Consider the following 18,939-nt stretch of genomic DNA (forward strand, 5'->3'; position numbering starts at 1 on the left):
GTTATCCGACAGTTCCGGCGGGGTCGACGCCGACCGCGCGCTCGGCCGGGGCAGCTGGTTGCGCGGCGGATGCTCGCTCGGCGGCAGTGGGCGGCACGGGAACTCGCTCCGCCGCAGCAGTTTTTGCGGGAACTCGCTCCGCCGCAGCAGGTTGCGCGGAAACTTGTTCGGGCGCAGCAGGTTGCGCGGGCACTTGCTCGGCTGCAGCGGGCGGCGCGGGCACTCGCTCCGCCTCACCAGGTTGCGCGGGGACTTGTTCGGGCGCGGGCGGCGGCGTGGGAACTTGTTCGGGCGCAGGAGGTTCGGGGTCCGGCAGCTGCTGCTCGACCTGCAACACAGCCAGGTACTTGCTGTGCGTATCGAGCGGGATGACGCCGAACATCCACGGACGCTGCACCTCGACGGGACTGCCGCTGCGTTGGTGGAGCCGAACCCATTTCCGCACCGCTTTACGCTCCGCGCGGTAACGGCGGCGCTGCGCCGCGCGCTCGATCGGCACGCCGTGCGCGCGTTCGAGCTGCTCGATGATCGCGCATTCGTTGCGACGCTTGCGATGTCGCGGAATGTCCAGCAGCGTCAGCGGGACGAACAGCACGACGGTGACCGCGAGCGGCAGCGCGTTCGCCTGCCATGGACCGGACTTGTCGCCACTCACCGTCGTCGCGAAAAGCCCTGCGATGCAATACAACAGCCAGAACAGCGTGGGCAACAGAAACCACGGGTGCAGCCACTCACTCGGCAACGGACGTTCCGCGCCGCGGAAAGCGCGCGGATCCCGGCCGTAGAGCCGCATCAGCGGACCGACCCGGCGGCGGCCTTCGTCGGACCAGGAGTCGGCGAGCGCGTCGGCGGCGTCCCGCATCGCCTTGCCCGCCCACCAGTTGGAGAACAGGCAGGACGCGTTGCTCAGCGCCCCCGCGATGCAGATGATGATGAGTGCCCCGGTGAGCACCGCGGGGCCCGCGAATCGGTCTCGGTTCGCCGAAAGAATGGCGGCGCCGCCGATCAGGAACCCGTTGAGCGTCATCAGCCAGGACATCCGATGACCGATGATGTCGTGCTCGAACTTGATCCGATCCGCGAAGACCTCGACCAGCGCCGTCTCCAGCTCGATGCTCGCCGCGGGATTGTCCGGAGGCTCAGCTGCTGCCATGTCCGCGAACCACCAAACTGCCTAGATCGGGAAGTAACTCGGGTGACAGCGGCGCGACGAGTGTCATGATCAACGCCCGGACCTCGGCCCGGGCCAGATACCCCGCCAGCACTCGATGAGACGAGTCTAGAAGAAGCAACTCGTCCGCGACCCGATATGTCGGCAGCAGCAGCACGAACGGCTCGGTCGACGCCTCGAGCTGCGCACGGAACGCCGCGACCCGCTCCTGCCGGGCCCGCGGCCACGAATCATGCAGTGCGGCAGCCTCACGCACCGTCAGCGCGGTCGCGCCCGGATCGAACCAGTCGGCCGGGCGACCGTCCGCGTCGACGTGCCACACGGTGCGCAGCTCGCCGAGCGCGGCCCAACCAACTGTCACCTGCTGAGTCACCGGCACGTTCAGCTCCGCGAGCGCATGCCAATCCAGCTGCGCCCGAATACTGCCGGAGAAGAGCCGGGCGAAGTCGTCGAAGTCGGTCACCTGGACTAGTTCACCAGATCCCGCGGGTCCGCGGCAGCGATCGCCACCTGCGCGTTCCGAATCCGCACCGCAGGCCCCGCGCGCTGGACGGCCCGACTGCCGCCTGTTAAGCGAACTAACCGGTTCGCCTTAAGTCCGCGGATCTACCGTCACCGCGTGCTCGAAGGAGGCGGTCCAGTGACGGACACGGAGGTGCGCGGCCCGGCCGAGTCGAGGGGCGCGGAGACCGCTGCAACAGCAGAGACCGTCCCGCTCGGTGCAACAGAAGCAGTGGCGCTCGGTGCAACAGAGGCAGTGGCACCCACTCCAGTGGACGCGGCGGCACCCACCCCAGCACACGCGGCAGCACTCGGTGCGGCGGAGGCGGCGGCACTCGGTGCGGCGGAGGCCGCCGCACCCACTTCAGCAGAGGCGGCGGCAGTCGCTATAGCAAAAGCCGTGCCAGCCACTACAGCAGACGTGGCGGCACCTACTCGGGCAGCCGCCATAACAGCCGCACCAGGAAACCCGGCGGCACCCACTCCGGCAGCCGCCATAACAGCCGCACCAGGAAACCCGGCGGCACCCGGTGCAGCAGAGTGCGTGCCGCCCGCCGCAGCAGCACGCACTTCAGCAGACGCCGTGGCACCCACTACAGCAGACGCGGCAGCACCCACTACAGCAGACGCCGTGCCACTCGCTACAGCGGACGCGGCGGCGCGGACTGCGGCGGAGGCCGAGCCAGAACAGTGGCGGTTGGCGACGCGTCTCGGGTTTCGGTTCGGTGTCGCCTATTTCGGCTTGTTCGGGCTGGCGGGACTGGTCGGGCTGATGCCGATTCTGTTGGCGGGCTTGGGGATCGATGCGGGATGGGGCTCGGTGCTGAATATCCTGCATCTGGCTCGCCCGCCGATCGAGTGGACGGCCACGCATGTGCTCGGTCTGCGGGTGGTCAGTACCCAGGTGGGCAGCGACAGCGCGTTCCAGTGGACCGCATTGTTTCTCCTGGTCGTCCTCGCGGCGGTGGTCACGGCGGTGTGGTCGGTGCTGGATCGGCGCCGACTCCGCTACGACCGGCTGTTCGCCTGGGTCCAGCTGTATCTGCGATTCGTGCTCGCGCTCACGATGTTCTATTTCGGGATGGCGAAGGCGATTCCGACGCAGATGCCGTTCGTGCTGAACCGACTGGTGGAGCCGTACGGCAATTTCAGTCCGTCGGGCGTGCTGTGGGCGCAGGTCAGCGTGTCGCAACCGTACGAAATCGCCCTGGGTGTCGCGGAATTGCTGGCCGGCGTGTTGCTGGTGGTGCCGCGCGCCACCGCGGCCGGCGCGCTGCTGTGCGCGGTGGATATGACGCAGGTGCTGCTGCTGAACCTGACCTACGACATTCGCCTGAAATCGGTGTCGGCACAGCTCCTGCTGCTGAGCCTGTTCCTGCTCGCACCCCATGCGCGCCGCTTGTTCGTGGTGCTGTTCTCCGAGCGCGCCGCGCCCGCGATCCGGCGAATTCCGTTGTTCGGCACCGCAAGAGCCAATCGCATCGCCCTGGTGGCACAGCTGGCGGTGGGCCTGCTGCTGCTCACGGTGACCGGTGTGCAGAACTGGCGGCAGTGGGCGAATCCGGTGCCGGAGCTGTACGGCATCTACCAGGTGGACGGCTTCTCCTCGGAGGGTTACGCCCGCGATCCCCTGCTGACCGACGAATTGCGGTGGCGCCGAGTCGTTGTCGACCGCCCGTTCCACGTGTCCGACCCGGTGGTGGTCACCATTCAGCACATGGACGATTCGTTCGAGGTGTACGGCGGCACCATCGACCCGAAGCGCCACTTCATCGATCTACGCCATCGGATCACAGTGGGCACCTTCGAAGAAACGCCGGTGCACGTGCGCCTCAGCTACTGGTGGCCGAGCCCCGGCCGCATGGTCATCGACGCCGACGACTATGCGGGCCACCGCATCCACACCTGGCTCACCCGCCTCGACCCGAAGTCCTTCCCGCTGCTGGAACGCGGCTTCAGTTGGGTCCAGGAACAGCCCTACCACCGCTGAGCGCGCTACTGCGCGTAGCGGACGCGGGAATTGGCGTAGAGGCAGATGGCGGCGGCGGTGGCCAGGTTCAGGCTCTCCGCGCGGCCACGGATGGGAATGCGCAGGCGATGGTCGGCGCGGCCGGCGACCGCGGGCTCGAGACCGTGCGCCTCGTTGCCGAACAGCCAGGCCACCGGGCGGGTGAACAGCTCGTCGGCGTCGTCCAGGTCGACCTCACCGTTCGCGGCGGTCGCCAGGATCGTGATACCCGCTCCGGCAAGGGAATCCAGCGTCTCGCCGATATCGCGGTGCCGGGCGATCGGCACATGGAACAGGCTGCCCGCGCTGGCGCGCACACACTTGCCGTTGTGCGGGTCGACCGAATCACCGGCCAGCACAACGCCGTCCGCGCCCACCGAATCGGCGACCCGGATCAGCGTGCCCGCGTTGCCCGGTTCGGCCATCTCGACCGGCACGGCGAGCATCCGCGGCGCGGTGCCGAGCACCTCGGCCAGCGGCACGTCGAGCAGCCCGCAGACCGCGACCAGCCCCGGGGCGGTGACGGTTTCGCCGAGTTGCGCGGCCGCGCGGTCGCTGACCAGCGTGGTGCGCACGCCCGTCGCGGCGGCGCCGGCAACCAGCTCGTGTTCCCTGGCCGCGGCGCCCGCGGAATAGAACAGTTCCCGCACCCGCCCGGTATCCAGCGCCGCGGCAACGGAATTGGCGCCCTCGGCCAGGAACAGCCCGGTCTTGCGCCGCTGCGCGCCGCGATGCAGTTTGACAGCGGAAACGACCCGCGGATTGCGCTCGGAGAGCGCGTCCACGGGTCGTTCCGAAAGGTGTCCGCTGGTCAACGTCGGCTTATGCAGCCGGCGCGTTGACGTCCTGCGGCAGAGCGGCCTTGGCGACGGCGACGAGACCGGCGAACGCCTCGGCGTCGGAGACGGCGAGCTCGGCGAGGATCTTGCGATCCACCTCGACACCCGCGGCCTTCAGGCCCTGGATGAAACGGTTGTAGGTGATGTCGTTCAAGCGCGCCGCGGCGTTGATGCGGGCGATCCACAGCTTGCGGAAGTCACCCTTGCGCGCCCGGCGGTCCCGGTAGGCGTAGGTGAGCGAGTGCAGCTGCTGTTCCTTGGCCTTGCGGTACAGCCGCGAACGCTGGCCGCGGTAGCCCTTGGAGGCCTCGAGGATGGAACGACGCTTCTTCTGAGCGTTGACGGCCCTTTTGACGCGTGCCATGGGTCAGTCCTGTCGATCTAGGGGGCGCATGCGGGGCACCCGGGGGTTGGTCGGTGGGTCGGCGTCCGGAATCCGGAACGCGGTCTGCTGCTACGGATCAGGTCTCTCAGAGACCGAGCAGCCTCTTCACGCGCGGGACGTCGACGGACGCGACGGCCTCCGTGCCATCCAGACGACGAGTCCGGCGGGTCGACTTGTGCTCCAGGAGGTGGCGGCGGTTGGCCTGCTGGCGCAGCAGCTTGCCCTTACCGGACACCTTGAATCGCTTCGAGGCACCGCTGTGGCTCTTCATCTTCGGCATGGATTCCTCTAATCTGTCTCGTCCCGGCGGTCCTTGCGGACCGCCGGCTCTTATCGGTCTTACTGCGGCGGGGCGGCCTGCTCGGCCGGAGCCGCGCCGGGCGCGCTGTCTGCGGGCTCGGCGCTCTGCTGCGCAGCGGGCTGCTGCGGTCGCGGAGCCGAGGACTCCTGCTGGGCTTTCACCCGCGTCTTCGCACCCTTGTGCGGGGCGAGGACCATAGTCATGTTGCGACCGTCCTGCTTGGCCGAGGTCTCGACGAACCCCAGGTCCGCCACGTCCGCGGCGAGCCGCTGCAACAGCCGGTAACCCAGTTCGGGCCTGGACTGCTCGCGACCACGGAACATGATGGTCACCTTGACCTTCGACCCGGCCTCGAGGAAGCGCATCACGTGGCCCCTCTTAGTCGCATAGTCGTGGTCGTCGATCTTCGGGCGGAGCTTCTGCTCCTTGATCACGGTCTGCACCTGGTTCTTCCGAGACTCACGCGCCTTCTGCGCCGTCTCGTACTTGAACTTGCCGTAGTCCATGATCTTGCAGACCGGCGGACGTGCATCCGGAGCGACCTCGACGAGATCGAGATCTGCCTCCATGGCGACGCGTAGTGCATCTTCAACACGCACGATCCCAACCTGCTCGCCGCTGGGTCCGATGAGCCGGACCTCGGGAACACGGATGCGATCGTTGATGCGGGTCTCAGTGCTGATGGGGCCTCCTAGGTCAAGCGGTGTCGTCAAGACGACCGCACGCAATAACTGCAACCCCTTTTCAACACGAAAGCCCCGGTGCGGTATTCCGCAACGGGGCCCGAGTCGACCGGTCGACCGCACGCGAAAGCACGCGTTCGGTCTCGCACGCGCGGCTCTCCAGAGAGAACCCCCGCACAAGAAACCCGCCTCCGAGAGGCGGGTGACCGGACCGTTTGACCTGACGATCGCTCGTCGGCAACGGTGGGAGTCGGGCTCCACTTATCAGCCCCTGGCTCGAAATCTTGGTAGAAGACACAACCTGGGGCGGTCGTCAGCGGAAAGTCTAACATTCCGTTCGGCTATCGCCGAATCGGGTCCCCGACCGGGCGCCGAGCTCGGCCGATGGCCGCGCGCATCGAGCAGCCGAACCGCCCTACTAGGGTCACCAGTATGACTGATGAGCTCGACGACGCCGTGCGCGAACTGGCCGACATCCCCGCGGTGGAGGTGATCAGCCGGGCCGCCGTGATGCTGATGAGTTCGGCGGCGGAGAAGCTCGGGCTCGCGGACGAGGATCCGGACAACAGCGCGCGGCGCGATCTGGACGAAGCACGCCGGGTGATCACCGCGCTGGCCGGACTGGTCACCGCGTCGGTGGAGTACCTCGGCCCGCACGCGGGACCGATCCGGGACGGTTTGCAGTCTCTGCAGCGCGCGTTCCGGGAGGCGTCGGCGCACCCGGACGAGCCGGGCAAGGGGCCGGGCGAGAAGTACACGGGACCGGTCTACTGAGCCGATTCGACGAACAGCCGTGCGGCGCTGAGTAGTTCAGCGCCCGCGGTGCACACCTGACAGAAACATTTTCCCGTCGGGCAATTTTGCCCACTGGGCAAGTTTTTGCCGTAGACTCGTGCCATGGCCGAGGAACTGAGTCTGCGCGAACGCAAGAAGCTCGACACCCGTCGCGCATTGAGCGACGCCGCACTGCATCTGGCGTTCGAGCACGGCCTGGACAACGTGACGCGGGAAGACATCGCCTCCCGGGCGGGGGTGTCGATCCGCACCTTCAACAACTACTTCGCCGGCAAACACGAGGCTTTGGCCTACCGCAATGTCGACCGAATCCGGCGCAGTCTCACCGAGTTTCGCGACCGTCCCGCCGACGAGCCGCTCTGGACCGCGATCACCGAGGCCATCGTCGCACCGTTCGTCGCCGAAGGCATTCGCGATACGCCGCCGACCAAGGCCCAGCTGGCGGCGGTCCGCACGATGGTCGAACTGTCGCAGACGCATGTGGCGATCAGCAAGGAGCTCGTCGACGAGTGGGTCGCGGCCATCGCGCGGCGCACCGGCACCGATCCCGCCCGCGATATGTATCCGCACCTGGTGACCGGCGTCCTCATCGCCGTCATGCGGTCCGCCGCCGTGGCGTATGTGCACGCCGATCCGCCCGTGGTCATCACCACCCTGCTCCGGCGCGGCTTCGACGACGTGGCCGCCGGACTACCCGAACCTTCCGGTCACTGACCGGCACACCACCGCAGCGTTCCATCCACGAAGAGGGGTCTATTCGTCATGCCCGAAAACTCTTACGACGTAGTCATTTCCGGCGCCGGGCCGAACGGTCTGCTGCTGGCGGGCGAGCTCGCCCTCGCCGGCATCCGTCCGGTCCTGCTCGACCAGCTGCCCGGACCGAGCGCCGAACCGAAGGCCAACGGCCTTGTCGGCCAAGTGGTTCGGCTGCTGGACATGCGCGGACTGTACGACGAATCCGGCGCGGCGCCGCAGCCGGCGCTCGGGTACATGTTCAGCGGGCTACCCCTGTCGTTCGCCGACATGCCGGACAAGGTCCTGTACGGCAAGATCATCTCGCAGCCGAAAGTCGCTCGGCAGCTGGAGAAGTGGGTGCTCGGGCTCGGCGTCGACCTGCGCTGGGGACACCGGCTCACCGAGCTGACACCTTACGACGGCGGTGTCGGGATCACGGTGAACGGGCCCGCAGGCGACTACCACCTCGACACCACCTACCTGGTCGGCGCCGACGGCGGCAAGAGCTTCGTCCGCAAACAGCTCGGCATCGGGTTTCCGGGCAGCACCAACACCGACGACATCGCGCGGCTGGCGCACGTCTGGCTGCCCGATGAGCTGCGCACCGCCGACGGCGCACTCGACATTCCCGGATTCGGGCGCATCGAATTCGGGCACAACAGGTTCGAGAACGGCGGCGTGATCTACGCCGAACTGGAGCCGGGCCGGACCATGTTGGCGACGAAAGAGAGCGGCGGCGAGTCGGCCGCCGCGGACACCCCGATGTCCATCGCGGAGCTACGCGCGAGCCTGCGGCGAATCCTCGGCGTCGACGTGCCCATCGAAGCGCCGCGCTCCCCCGGCCCGAACGCCTTGCGGCGCATCGACAATCAGAACACCCGGCAAGCCGAGCGATACCGGGAGGGGAACGTCTTCCTGGTCGGCGACGCCGCACACGTGCATTCGGCGATGGGTGGACCCGGACTGAATCTCGGCATGCAGGACGCCGCCAACCTCGGCTGGAAGCTGGCCGCACAGGTAAACGGCTGGGCCCCAGCGGGATTGCTCGACACCTACCACACCGAGCGGCACCCCGCCGGGCTCCGCGTCATGATGAGTTCGCTCGCCCAATCCGCACTGTTCGCACCGGGACCGGAGGTGAGCGCGCTGCGCGAACTGTTCGGCGAGTTGCTCGCGCTGCCGGATAACGCCGCCCACATTGCACGCTTGATGGCCGGTGCGGACATCCGTTACGACACCGGCGACGACCATCCACTCGCCGGATATCTTGTCCCGGAGTTCGCCGTCGAAACCGCAACGGGCACAGTCCGAGTAGCCGAGTTACTACGCAAAGCCCGACCGATCCTGCTCACTCTCGGCGGGCATGGATTCTTCGACGAGGTAGCGGCGCCGTGGCGCGACCGCGTCGACCTCGTCCCCGCCGCCGGTCCCGACGTTTCCGCCGCCGCACTCCTGATCCGCCCGGACGGGTACGTCGCCTGGGCCACGGACACGGCGACGCACTCCGATGCGGCCCACCTCCACACCGCGCTGACCCGCTGGTTCGGCACCCCGAACCCCTGAGAACGCACGCGGTGTGCGGCACACTCCACCGACCCGCCGCACACCGGTCGCGCTCGCGCACATGGCAACCGCTCCATGCCGCAGCCCCGCCACCCATCCGTCGAACGCGCGGGAAGTCGACGCGGCGCGCACCAGTTCGCGCGACGCGCACCAGTTCGCGCGACGCGCACCAGTTCGCGCGACGCGCACCAGTTCGCGCGGCGCGCGCGGATTCGTTGACGAATCCGCGCGCGCGGTGACGAAACGTGCGCGGGGCTCGGGGTCAGGCGGTCAGGAAGTCGGCGACGGTGGTGGTTTGGTCGAGGATGGCGTGGCCGGTTTCGGGGAGGATGTGGACGGTGGCGTGGGGGGCGCAGCGGCGGATACGGTCGGCGGTGGCCGTGGAGTCGAGCATCACGTCGCGGGCGCCGACGAGCACCAGGAGGGGCATGGTGAGGGTGCGTAGTTGGTCGTCGGAGAAGATCGGCAGCCGTTCGGTGCGCGGGTTGAAGGTGGCGAAGGTGAACACCACGTGGTCGAGGGCGGCGTCGGTCTCCGGCGTGTGCAACCCTGTCACGAGGCGTGCCGTCCGGCGTACACCCCAGCTGCCGAACATGCGCAGGAACAACGCTTTCGGCAACCAGCCCATCGTCTGCTTGCCGATCCCGCTGGGGCACAACAGCGCCAGCTTGGTCACCCGCCCCGGCCTGCGGGTCACGTAATCCAGCGCGAACCACCCGCCGAGTGACGACGCCACCAGCGAGAACTGTTCGACGCCAACGGCTTCGAGCACATCATCGAGCCACAGCGCGTACGCCTCGGAGCCGAGCGGCGGCCGCGCCGGCGCACTACCGCCGGGCTCGCCGATGATGTCGACCGCATAGACCCGGAAATCCGTTGCCCACGTGGCGATATCACCGAGCCACATGGTCGCGTTCGCGCCCGAACCGTGCAGCAGTACCAGCGGCGGCGCGTCCGGCGGACCGGACACCACGACGAAGGTCTCCCCCTCGCGGGTCGGAATCCGCAGTTGTTCGGCCGGAACCGGCCAGGCCGTCAACGCTTCCCGATAACGCTGCTGGATCGCGGCCGCGCCGCGCTCGGTCTTGTAGATCGTGGTCATTTCCCCACCTCTGTCGTGCGATGCGTCGTCATGCGTCGAGCACCGCTGCCATGTAGTCGAGCAGTCGTGCTGTATCGGCCAGCCCGCCGAGGACGATGACCTTCATCCGCGCCCGTTCCGCGTCGTAGACCGTCTCGACCCGTAACCGCTGGTCGCCCGGCCCGCGATTCGCGGCCGCACCCATGACGAGCGAGGTGAGCCGATCGGCCGTCGCGGGATCGACCGCGTCCACCTCGACGATGCTCGACACCTCGCTGTGTCGTTGCCGCCCAACGGTTTCCCGCAACGGCGCGGGCACCGGACGGCCGGTGAACGCCTCCAGGTCCGCCGCCGAGATCCGGTATTGCTTACCGATCCGGACCGCGGTGAGCCGCCCGTCGCGCACATAGTTGCGGATGGTGCGCACATGCAGGCCCAGGCGCTCGGCGACCTGTTCGACGGAATAGAAGGTATCGGACACAGAACTACCCTAAACAACCCTTCATTTGTGCGCAATAGGGAAGTTTAGGGAGTGATAGGGAGCCGGGACAGCAACAGGCCCCGGTGGTAGGGAACCACCGGGGCCTGGTCAGCGAGCCGCTACTTGATGAGTCCGCCGTGGTAGGCGTTGTCCTTCCCGCGCTGCTGCGTGCCCGCCTTCGTGGCGGTGCCGCCGCCGAGCGGGTTGTCACTGAACGCGTAGGTGGCGATCGAGTAGGCGATGCCGCCGGTGTTCACGGCCAGCGCCTTGTCGTTGATGTTCTTCGTGGTGTCGCAGGCACCGTGGTAGCAGGCGTCATAGGGCTTGCCCGCTTCGCCGCCGAACATCTTCTGCTCTTCCGGCGTCTTGACGCCCTCCGCACCGGTGAACAGGCCACCCGCCGCGATCCCGACCGCGATGAACGGGCCGTAATCGGAGCGGCCGTCGAACGGGGTCGGCACGTGCGGCAATCGCAGCATGTCGAAGTAACGCTCGAAGGTCTTCTCGATCTCGGCCGAGCCCGGCGTGCCCTCGCTACCGTCGTAGATCTTGTAGGCGAAGTTCGGCGAGCCGATCATGTCGAAGTTGAGGTAGAGCGCGATCTTGGCGCGATCGGCCTCCGACAGGTTCGCGACATAGTGCTCCGAGCCGAGCAGCCCGAGTTCCTCCGCGCCCCACCAGGCGAAGCGGACCTTGTTCTTCGGCGGGAACTTGGCCATCTGCAACGCGACCTCGAGGATGCCCGCACTGCCGGAACCGTTGTCGTTGATGCCCGGGCCGGCCAGCACCGAATCCAGGTGCGCCCCAGCCATTACGACCTTGTCCGCCTTGCCCTGCTTGCTCTCGGCCAGCACGTTCGAGGTCGAACGGACCTTGCTCTCGGTGTCGGTCTTGAGCCGCACCACCGTGTCGGCGGGCGAGGCGAGATCCTCGCCGACGGCGAAGCTCGCGCCGACCACCGGGATGGTGAAGCCGGGCCCGCCCAGGGTGCCCGCGAAGGCGTCGGTGCGGCCGGGCTGGCCCTCGTTGAAGATGATCACACCGGCCGCGCCCGCGGTCTGCGCGTTACGGGCCTTGTCGGCGAACGGGCAGGTGCCGCGTTGCAGCAGCGCGACATTGCCCGCGGTGAAGTTCGCGAAGTCCGCGGCCTCACACCCGGAGGTCGAGCTCGGTTCCGGCGTCGGCGGCAGCGTCAGGTCGACGGCTTGCACCTTCGCGTTCACGTCACCCGAACCCGAATAGGTCAGCGTGACGAAATCGCCGAGCGCACTGCCGCCGGGCGGAGTCGGTTTGTAGGTCTTGGCATCCGGGGAGACCTGGTTCAGCACCGCGGTCGATTTCTCTTGGAAGAACGGGAAGTCGAACTTCTGCACCGTCACCTGGTAGCCCGCACCGCGCAGTTTCTTGACGACATAATCGCGGGAAGCGTCGAAGCCGGGAGTGCCCGCGGCGCGGGTACCGCCGTTGGCATCGGCGATCTTCTGGAACTCCGTCAAGTGGCGTTTGATGTTGGGCGCCTGGACCGAATTGGCCAGTTGTCGTTCGGGCGGCGCGGGATCGGCGTTCGCCGATCCCATCAACACCAGTGACAGAGCGAGCGGCAGCGCGGTAGCGGTCGCGAGAACTCGACCGGTATTGGCGCGGTTGAAGATACGGGGCATGTCGGTTCCTCCAAGGGACGGATGAATCCCGGTGGTCGGAGGTTAGGGCGATATGTCGCGCTACCGGAAACCCCAGTTGCGAACTGGGGAACCCTTTTCCCCAGCTGTGCTGTGTTAGAAATACCTACCTCGCCCGCTGCGCACGACGCCCCGAAATCCGCACTCGTTTCAGGGATTTGCACTCGTTCTACCGCCCCGATTCGGGTGCGGATCCCGAGAGCGGGTGCGGATTTCGTTCTCGCCGTTCAGGCGAGGATGCGGCTGAGGGTGCGGCGGCCGAGGTGGCTCATGGTGGGGTTGGTGGTGGCGTAGTACCAGACGAGGCCCATGGCTTGCTGGAAGGCCCAGGCGCGGCCGCGGTGCCATTCGAGGTCGTCGGATTCGAGGTGGGCGTGCAGGATTCGACGGGGGGTGGGTTCGAGCAGGTGCCAGGCGCTGACCAGGTCGAGGGCCGGGTCGGCGGGAGCGAGGCCGCCGACGTCGATGACGCCGGTGAGGCGGCCGTCGGCGACGAGCACGTTGCCCGGGATGAGGTCGCAGTGGTTCATCACGTCTGGTGTTGTGCCGCGCGGTAATTCGCGCATCTGCGCCCAGAGGCGGCGCAGGGCGGGCACGTCGAGCAGGTGGGTGCTGCGCTCGAAACAGGTCTGCATCCAGGCGTCGTGTGTGTGCAGCTCGCCGCCGCGACCGCGCCCGGTGAAGGTACGGCCGCGGGTGTCGATGGCGCGCACGCCGCGAATGAACTCGGCCAGATCGCAAGCGAATTCGATGGAATCACCCGGATCCGCGAGGGTGGCGACCGTCCCGCTCAGCCAGGTCTGCACCGCCCACGGTAGCGGATAGCCCGCGCCGGGTTCGCCGATCGCCACCGGCTCGGGGGTGCGAAATCTCGTGCGACCGAGCAATTCTCGCGCGGCGGCCGCTTCGGCCTGCAACGAGCGCCGTACGGACTCGACATCTCCCGCGCGCAGCGGGAACCGCGCCGCGAACCGATCACCGATCCGGAACAGCGCATGCTCCGTACCTGCGGCAGCGACCGCCCGGATCGGCAGATCACGCCAAGCGGGGAACTGCTCATCGACCAGCGTCCGCACCGTCTCGAGCGAGACGGCCAGTTGATCGGCATGCATGGTCACCTCCGCAGCGTGACAAACCGTCACCCGCACCCACAAGCGATTTCCCGCAGTGCACGGCCCCGCGCAAACGAAGCGGCCACGCCGCAGTGTCTACCCAAATCATCTCTGAACAGGCATTTTCCGCTGCCGAAAACTTCGACTTGACCTTGCCCCTAGGGCAAGGTTCGACGATAGTTCTCATGAACAGCAACGCACTGCACGACATCGCGACTCAGATCAGCGAACAGGCCGCCGCCTTCTGCGAGAGCAACCTCGTGCCCGGCTTCGTCGCCGGTGTCTATCGAGCGGGTGAACAGGTTGTCGTGGCGCACGGCACGGCGAATGCCCGGACCGGCGCGCCGATGCTCGAGCACACCGGATTCCTCCTCGGCTCGGTCACCAAGGTGCTCACCACCACCCTCGTCCTGCAGCAGGTCGAACGCGGCAACCTCGACCTCGACGCGCCGGTGGTGCGCTACCTGCCGGAATTCGCGTTGAACGTGCCGGGCGCGGCGGACAAGATCCTGGTGCGGCACCTGCTCTCGCACACCAACGGCATCGACGCGGACCTGTACTTCCCCGACGCCAAAGGCAGTGCCGCACTGCGCACTTACGTCGCGGGCCTCGCCGAGGGCAGCGGCGTCCTGTTCGAGCCGGGCGAGCAGCTCAGCTATTCGAACGGCGGCATGATCGTCGCGGGCCGCCTGCTCGAAGTAGTGACCGGCCTGTCGTTCCACGCACTGCTCGAGCGCGACATCTACGGCCCGGTCGGCATGCGCGACTCCAGCACCTCGGCCGAACAGGCCATCCTGCGCAGCACCGCCGTCGGCCACTTCCTGAACCCCGAGACCGTGACCGCCGAACCCACCGGCATGTTCACGCTGCCCGACACCTGGGGTCCGGCGGGTGGCACCCCGATCGGCACCGTCGCCGACCTGCTCGCATTCGGCCGCACCCACCTCGCGGGCGGCATGTCGCCCGCCGGGGCTCGCGTCCTGTCAGCCGATTCGGTCGCCCTGATGCAGCAGGTTTCGCACGATATGGCGACGCCGAACGTGCCGCCGATGGGTATGGGCTGGGTGCGCTACCCGTTCGGCGACACCACCGTGCTCGCCATGTCGGGCGCCTCGCCCGGCGGTGTTTCGCTGCTGTGCGTGGTGCCCGACCACGATCTGGTCTTCGCCGCGTTCGGCAACAGCCCGGACGCGATCATGCTGCAGGACCAGCTGTTGCAGTGGCTGCTGCGCAGCCGGCTCGGTGTCGAGATCCCCACGCTGGTCACCGAATTCGCGGAAAATGTCGACCTCACCCCGTACGTCGGCACCTACCGTGCCAACCAGCTCCGCATCGATGTCAGCATCGTCGACGGCCAGCTCGAGGAACGGATGACCTACGAGCCCGCCGACGAATCGCAGGACCGGATTTTCACCGAGTTCGCGGGCGGCACGACCGCGGCCCCGCCGCAGCGGTACGTGCCGATCCGGCCCGGCCTGTTCGCCCCGGCCGACTACCCCCTGGAGACGTTCGACGGCTACCTGCGCCTCCTGCTGGTCTCCTTCCACGATATCCAGGACGGCCGGGCCCGTTTCCGCAACGGCGGCGGCCGGCTCACCCGCCGCGCCTGACCGTTCCGGCCGGGCGATACGACGAGTGGAAGGATGACCCGCATGATCACGATCGGCCGGCTCGCGGACTTCGCCGGAGTGACCACCAAGGCCATCCGCCACTATCACGAGCGCGGTCTGCTCCCCGAGCCCGATCGCGACTCGTCCGGCTACCGGCGCTACACCGCCCAGCATGCGATCGATCTCGTCAAGATCAGGACCCTGGCCGAGGCGGGCGTCCCGCTGGCCCGCGTCAAGAACCTGCTCGACGCCGACCCCGAGACGCTCTCGGCCGCGATCGCCGAGATCGATCGCGACGTCCGCCGGCGCATGACCCAACTGCGGCGCACCCGCGAGCAGCTCGCCCAATTACGCGGCGGCGACCGGCTTTTCGTCGCCCCCGAGGTAGCCGACTTCCTCGATGAACTCCGCGAACTCGGTGCCAGCGACCGCCAGATCCACCTGGAACGCGACGGCTGGATCCTTTTGCAAACCGCCTCCCCCGCCGACGCCGCGCTCTGGTTGGCCGAAAAGCGTGAGCTGCTCGCGGTTCCCGAGTTCCGCGCCCTCTACCTGGAGCACGACGCTGCATTCCACTGGTCCCCCGACGACCCGCGCCTGCCAGGCCTCGCCGAGCGCACCCGCACCTGGTTCACCACCCACCACAGCCGCTCCGAAACCCGCCCCGTCCAAAACCCCGCCATCGCCCGCCTCGCGGCCCGATCCCAACCCGGCGCCACCTCCCCCGCCTGGCACCGCCTCGCCCAACTCATGCAGAGCTGATCCCGTAGCCGGCCCCCGGATGAATAGACCCGGGGACCGGCTGCGCGGGATCAGCGCAGGGCGGCGGCTTTGCGCGAAAGGCGTTTGGTTGCGGCCTTGGCGGCGGCTTGGGCTTCGCTCGGCTTGTCGGGGGTGGCCTTGGCCGCCTTGGTGGCGGGGGCCTTCTTGGCGGAAGCCTTTGTCGCCGGAGCCGTTTTGGCGGGGGCCTTTTTGGCGGGCTTGGTGGCGGGGGGTGCGGCCAGGGCTTCGCGGAGGAACTGGCCGGTGTAGCTTTCCGCCACGGCGGCCACGTCTTCGGGGGTGCCTTCGGCGACCACCGTGCCACCGCCGGAGCCGCCCTCGGGGCCCATGTCGATGATCCAGTCGGAGGTCTTGATCACGTCCAGGTTGTGTTCGATGACGATGACCGTGTTGCCCTTGTCGACCAGACCGTTGATCACCTTGAGCAGCTTGCGGATGTCCTCGAAATGCAGGCCGGTGGTGGGCTCGTCGAGAATGTAGACGGTGCGACCGGTGGACCGCTTCTGCAATTCGGCCGACAACTTGACGCGCTGCGCCTCACCGCCGGACAGGGTGGGCGCGCTCTGGCCGAGCCGCACATACCCGAGGCCGACATCCACCAGCGTCTTCAGGTACCGGTGGATCGAGCTGATCGGTTCGAAGAACTCCGCACCTTCCTCGATGGACATATCGAGGACTTCGGCGATGGTCTTGCCCTTGTAGTGCACCTCGAGGGTTTCCCGGTTGTAGCGCGCACCGTGGCAGACCTCGCACGGGACGTACACGTCGGGCAGGAAGTTCATCTCGATCTTCAGGGTGCCGTCGCCGGAGCAGGCCTCACAGCGACCGCCCTTGACGTTGAACGAGAATCGGCCCGGCTGGTAGCCGCGCACCTTCGCCTCGGTGGTGGACGCGAACAGCGTGCGGATCTTGTCGAACACGCCGGTATAGGTGGCCGGGTTGGAGCGCGGGGTGCGGCCGATCGGCGACTGGTCGACCTGGACGAGCTTGTCCAGGTTGTCCAGGCCGTTGATCCTGGTGTGCCGGCCCGGCACCTGCCGCGCGCCGTTGAGCTTGTTCGCGAGCACCGTCGCCAGGATGTCGTTGACCAGCGTCGACTTACCGGAGCCGGAGACGCCGGTGACCGCGGTGAGCACGCCGAGCGGGAAGCTGACGTCGATGCCGCGCAGGTTGTGCTCGGTCGCGCCGACCACGGTGAGCTGGCGCTTCTTGCTGATCGGGCGGCGCACCATCGGCACCTCGATCCGCTCCCGGCCGGAAAGGTATGCGCCGGTGAGCGATTCGGGATCGGTGAGCAGTTCCTGGTACGGCCCGCTGTGCACCACCCGGCCGCCGTGCTCGCCGGCCAGCGGGCCGATGTCGACCACCCAGTCCGAGGCCCGGATGGTGTCCTCGTCGTGCTCGACGACGATCAGGGTGTTGCCGAGATTGCGCAGCCGGGTGAGGGTTTCGATGAGCCGTCTATTGTCCCGCTGGTGCAGGCCGATGGACGGCTCGTCGAGCACGTAGAGCACGCCGACCAGGCCCGATCCGATCTGGGTGGCGAGCCGGATCCGCTGCGCCTCACCACCGGACAGCGTCGCGGCGGCCCGCGACAGCGACAGGTATTCCAGGCCGACGTCGAGCAGGAACCCCAGCCGCGCCTGCACCTCCTTGAGCACCTGCCCGGCGATCGCGGCCTCGCGCTCGCCCAGCGTGAGCGAGTTCAGGAAGGCGGAGCAGTCGCCGATGGACAGATCGCTGACATCGGCGATGGACTTGTTGTCGCCCCCCGCGCTGATGGTGACCGCGAGGATCTCCGGGCGCAACCGGGCACCGTCGCAGACCGGGCACGGCACGTCGCGCATGTACCCGTCGTAGTGCTCCTTCATCTGCTCGGACTCGGTGCTCTCCATCCGCCGCTGCAGGAACGGCATCACGCCCTCGAAATCGGCGTAGTACGAACGCTTCCGGCCGTAGCGGTTGGTGTAGGAGACGTGCACCTGATCGGAGCTGCCCTCCAGCACCGCCTTGCGCGCCTTGAGCGGCAGATCCTCCCACGGCGTGTCCATCGAGAAGCCGATCGACTCGGCGAGCCCCGACAGCAGGCGGGTGAAGTACTCGGCGGTCTGGCCGCGCGACCACGGGGCGATCGCGCCCTCGTTCAAGCTGAGCGCCGGGTCGGGCACGACCAGTTCGGGATCGACCTCTTTGCGGATGCCGAGACCGGTGCAATCGGGGCAGGCGCCGTAGGGCGAGTTGAACGAGAACGACCGGGGTTCCAGGTCTTCGATATCGAGGGGGTGCCCGTTCGGGCAGGCCAGGCGCTCGGAGAAGCGGCGCTCCCGATCGTGCGCGTGCTCGTCGCGATCGACGAAGTCGAGCACCACGATGCCGTCGGCCAGGCGCAGTGCGGTCTCGATCGAATCGGTGAGGCGCTGTTTGGAATTCGGCTTCACCGCGAGCCGGTCGACCACGACCTCGACGTCGTGCTTCTCCTGCTTCTTCAGCTTCGGCGGGTCGGTGAGCGGGTACACCACGCCGTCGACCCGCACGCGCGAGTAGCCCTGGCTGTTCAACTGGTCGAACAGGTCGACGAATTCGCCCTTGCGGGTACGCACCACCGGCGCGAGCACCTGGAACTTGATGCCCTCCGCCATGGCGAGCACCTGGTCGACGATCTGCTGCGGGGTCTGCTTGGCGATCAGCTCACCGCAGACCGGGCAGTGCGGGGTGCCCGCGCGGGCGTACAGCAGACGCAGGTAGTCGTACACCTCGGTGATGGTGCCGACGGTCGAGCGCGGGTTGCGGTTGGTGGACTTCTGGTCGATCGACACCGCGGGCGAGAGGCCCTCGATGAAGTCGACGTCGGGCTTGTCCATCTGCCCGAGGAACTGCCGCGCGTAGGCCGACAGCGACTCCACGTAGCGCCGCTGTCCCTCGGCGAAGATCGTATCGAACGCCAGGCTCGATTTACCGGAGCCGGACAATCCGGTGAACACGATGAGACTGTCGCGGGGCAGATCGAGGTCGACCCCCTTCAGGTTGTGCTCCCGAGCTCCGCGCACAGTGAGGCGTTCCGCCACCTGGTGAATCCCTTCTCGATCGTGTTCGGGTGAACCGACAAAACGGCGTCCAGACCTATCCCGCCGCCATGCTAGGCGTGCCCACCGACAAGTTTCGCTCGCGCGGGTCGCGCGGGATAGTGCGGCGGGGTCACGGCCGCTTCAGCT

At 67.7% G+C, this 18,939-nt stretch carries 18 protein-coding genes; 6 read left to right on the top strand and 12 right to left on the bottom strand.

The features are described from left to right. Window position 1 precedes the first annotated feature (1 nt). The 3 genes from NVU01S_RS20775 to NVU01S_RS43465 all read right to left on the bottom strand — a co-directional run bounded on the left by NVU01S_RS20775 (window position 2) and on the right by NVU01S_RS43465 (window position 2,262). Entirely contained in the window at window positions 2-1,153 is a 1,152-nt protein-coding gene (locus NVU01S_RS20775; protein ID WP_052280483.1) for a hypothetical protein, read from the bottom strand. After that, window positions 1,140-1,634, bottom strand: a complete 495-nt coding sequence (locus tag NVU01S_RS20780) for a hypothetical protein (protein WP_043668800.1) — start codon at window positions 1,632-1,634, stop codon at window positions 1,140-1,142. Before NVU01S_RS20780 ends, NVU01S_RS20775 begins: the two co-directional genes overlap by 14 nt. A 469-nt stretch (window positions 1,635-2,103) precedes the next feature. Then, the gene (locus tag NVU01S_RS43465; RefSeq protein WP_156161528.1) at window positions 2,104-2,262 is read right to left on the bottom strand and encodes a hypothetical protein; all 159 of its coding nucleotides are present in this window, start codon (window positions 2,260-2,262) and stop codon (window positions 2,104-2,106) included. Window positions 2,263-2,303: 41 nt separating this feature from the next. On the opposite strand from NVU01S_RS43465, the gene NVU01S_RS20785 reads away from it, so the two are divergent. Beyond that, window positions 2,304-3,662 (top strand): hypothetical protein, encoded by a 1,359-nt coding sequence (locus NVU01S_RS20785; protein ID WP_052280482.1) that lies wholly within the window; start codon window positions 2,304-2,306, stop codon window positions 3,660-3,662. Window positions 3,663-3,667: 5 nt separating this feature from the next. Here NVU01S_RS20785 and NVU01S_RS20790 read toward each other — a convergent pair whose 3' ends face one another. The 4 genes from NVU01S_RS20790 to infC form a co-directional block, all read right to left on the bottom strand. After that, the gene (locus NVU01S_RS20790; protein ID WP_043668792.1) at window positions 3,668-4,465 is read right to left on the bottom strand and encodes a TrmH family RNA methyltransferase; all 798 of its coding nucleotides are present in this window, start codon (window positions 4,463-4,465) and stop codon (window positions 3,668-3,670) included. Between the two features lie 37 nt (window positions 4,466-4,502). Then, entirely contained in the window at window positions 4,503-4,883 is a 381-nt protein-coding gene (gene rplT, locus NVU01S_RS20795) for a 50S ribosomal protein L20 (protein ID WP_014983432.1), read from the bottom strand. A gap of 106 nt (window positions 4,884-4,989) precedes the next feature. Further along, window positions 4,990-5,184: a 50S ribosomal protein L35 gene (gene rpmI, locus NVU01S_RS20800; protein WP_014983431.1), complete on the bottom strand. Its 195-nt coding sequence runs from the start codon at window positions 5,182-5,184 to the stop codon at window positions 4,990-4,992. Between the two features lie 59 nt (window positions 5,185-5,243). Continuing rightward, complete coding sequence (gene infC / locus NVU01S_RS20805; protein WP_082031989.1) at window positions 5,244-5,942, bottom strand: translation initiation factor IF-3; 699 nt, start codon at window positions 5,940-5,942, stop codon at window positions 5,244-5,246. Between the two features lie 378 nt (window positions 5,943-6,320). Between infC and NVU01S_RS20810 the strand changes: the two genes are divergently transcribed. The 3 genes from NVU01S_RS20810 to NVU01S_RS20820 all read left to right on the top strand — a co-directional run bounded on the left by NVU01S_RS20810 (window position 6,321) and on the right by NVU01S_RS20820 (window position 8,981). Beyond that, the gene (locus NVU01S_RS20810; RefSeq protein ID WP_042255946.1) at window positions 6,321-6,662 is read left to right on the top strand and encodes a DUF1844 domain-containing protein; all 342 of its coding nucleotides are present in this window, start codon (window positions 6,321-6,323) and stop codon (window positions 6,660-6,662) included. Between the two features lie 123 nt (window positions 6,663-6,785). After that, complete coding sequence (locus NVU01S_RS20815) at window positions 6,786-7,397, top strand: TetR/AcrR family transcriptional regulator (protein ID WP_043668788.1); 612 nt, start codon at window positions 6,786-6,788, stop codon at window positions 7,395-7,397. Between the two features lie 48 nt (window positions 7,398-7,445). Further along, window positions 7,446-8,981 (top strand): FAD-dependent monooxygenase, encoded by a 1,536-nt coding sequence (locus tag NVU01S_RS20820; RefSeq protein WP_043668785.1) that lies wholly within the window; start codon window positions 7,446-7,448, stop codon window positions 8,979-8,981. A gap of 262 nt (window positions 8,982-9,243) precedes the next feature. Here the strand turns inward: NVU01S_RS20820 and NVU01S_RS20825 are convergent, their stop codons facing one another. From NVU01S_RS20825 to NVU01S_RS20840, 4 genes are all read right to left on the bottom strand, one after another. Then, window positions 9,244-10,083, bottom strand: a complete 840-nt coding sequence (locus NVU01S_RS20825; RefSeq protein WP_043668782.1) for an alpha/beta fold hydrolase — start codon at window positions 10,081-10,083, stop codon at window positions 9,244-9,246. 28 nt (window positions 10,084-10,111) lie between these two features. Continuing rightward, window positions 10,112-10,543, bottom strand: coding sequence for a helix-turn-helix domain-containing protein (locus tag NVU01S_RS20830; protein ID WP_043668779.1), 432 nt, complete (start codon window positions 10,541-10,543; stop codon window positions 10,112-10,114). A 119-nt stretch (window positions 10,544-10,662) separates the two neighbouring features. Further along, window positions 10,663-12,204, bottom strand: a complete 1,542-nt coding sequence (locus NVU01S_RS20835) for a M28 family metallopeptidase (protein ID WP_043668776.1) — start codon at window positions 12,202-12,204, stop codon at window positions 10,663-10,665. 245 nt (window positions 12,205-12,449) lie between these two features. Next, window positions 12,450-13,334, bottom strand: coding sequence for an aminoglycoside phosphotransferase family protein (locus NVU01S_RS20840; RefSeq protein ID WP_043669050.1), 885 nt, complete (start codon window positions 13,332-13,334; stop codon window positions 12,450-12,452). Between the two features lie 185 nt (window positions 13,335-13,519). Here NVU01S_RS20840 and NVU01S_RS20845 point away from each other — a divergent pair, with 185 nt between their 5' ends. Together NVU01S_RS20845 and NVU01S_RS45250 are read left to right on the top strand one after the other, a co-directional pair. After that, a complete protein-coding gene (locus NVU01S_RS20845; protein WP_043668773.1) occupies window positions 13,520-14,944 on the top strand; it encodes a serine hydrolase domain-containing protein in 1,425 nt (474 codons plus the stop codon). A 42-nt stretch (window positions 14,945-14,986) separates the two neighbouring features. After that, window positions 14,987-15,706 carry a MerR family transcriptional regulator gene (locus NVU01S_RS45250; RefSeq protein ID WP_043669047.1) on the top strand — a complete coding sequence of 240 codons (720 nt, stop codon included), beginning with the start codon at window positions 14,987-14,989 and terminating at the stop codon, window positions 15,704-15,706. Between the two features lie 50 nt (window positions 15,707-15,756). Here NVU01S_RS45250 and uvrA read toward each other — a convergent pair whose 3' ends face one another. Beyond that, window positions 15,757-18,792 carry an excinuclease ABC subunit UvrA gene (uvrA, locus tag NVU01S_RS20855; RefSeq protein ID WP_043668771.1) on the bottom strand — a complete coding sequence of 1,012 codons (3,036 nt, stop codon included), beginning with the start codon at window positions 18,790-18,792 and terminating at the stop codon, window positions 15,757-15,759. Between the last annotated feature and the right edge of the window lie 147 nt (window positions 18,793-18,939).

The sequence above is a fragment of the Nocardia vulneris genome, assembly GCF_001613425.1.
Taxonomy (GTDB): domain Bacteria; phylum Actinomycetota; class Actinomycetes; order Mycobacteriales; family Mycobacteriaceae; genus Nocardia; species Nocardia vulneris.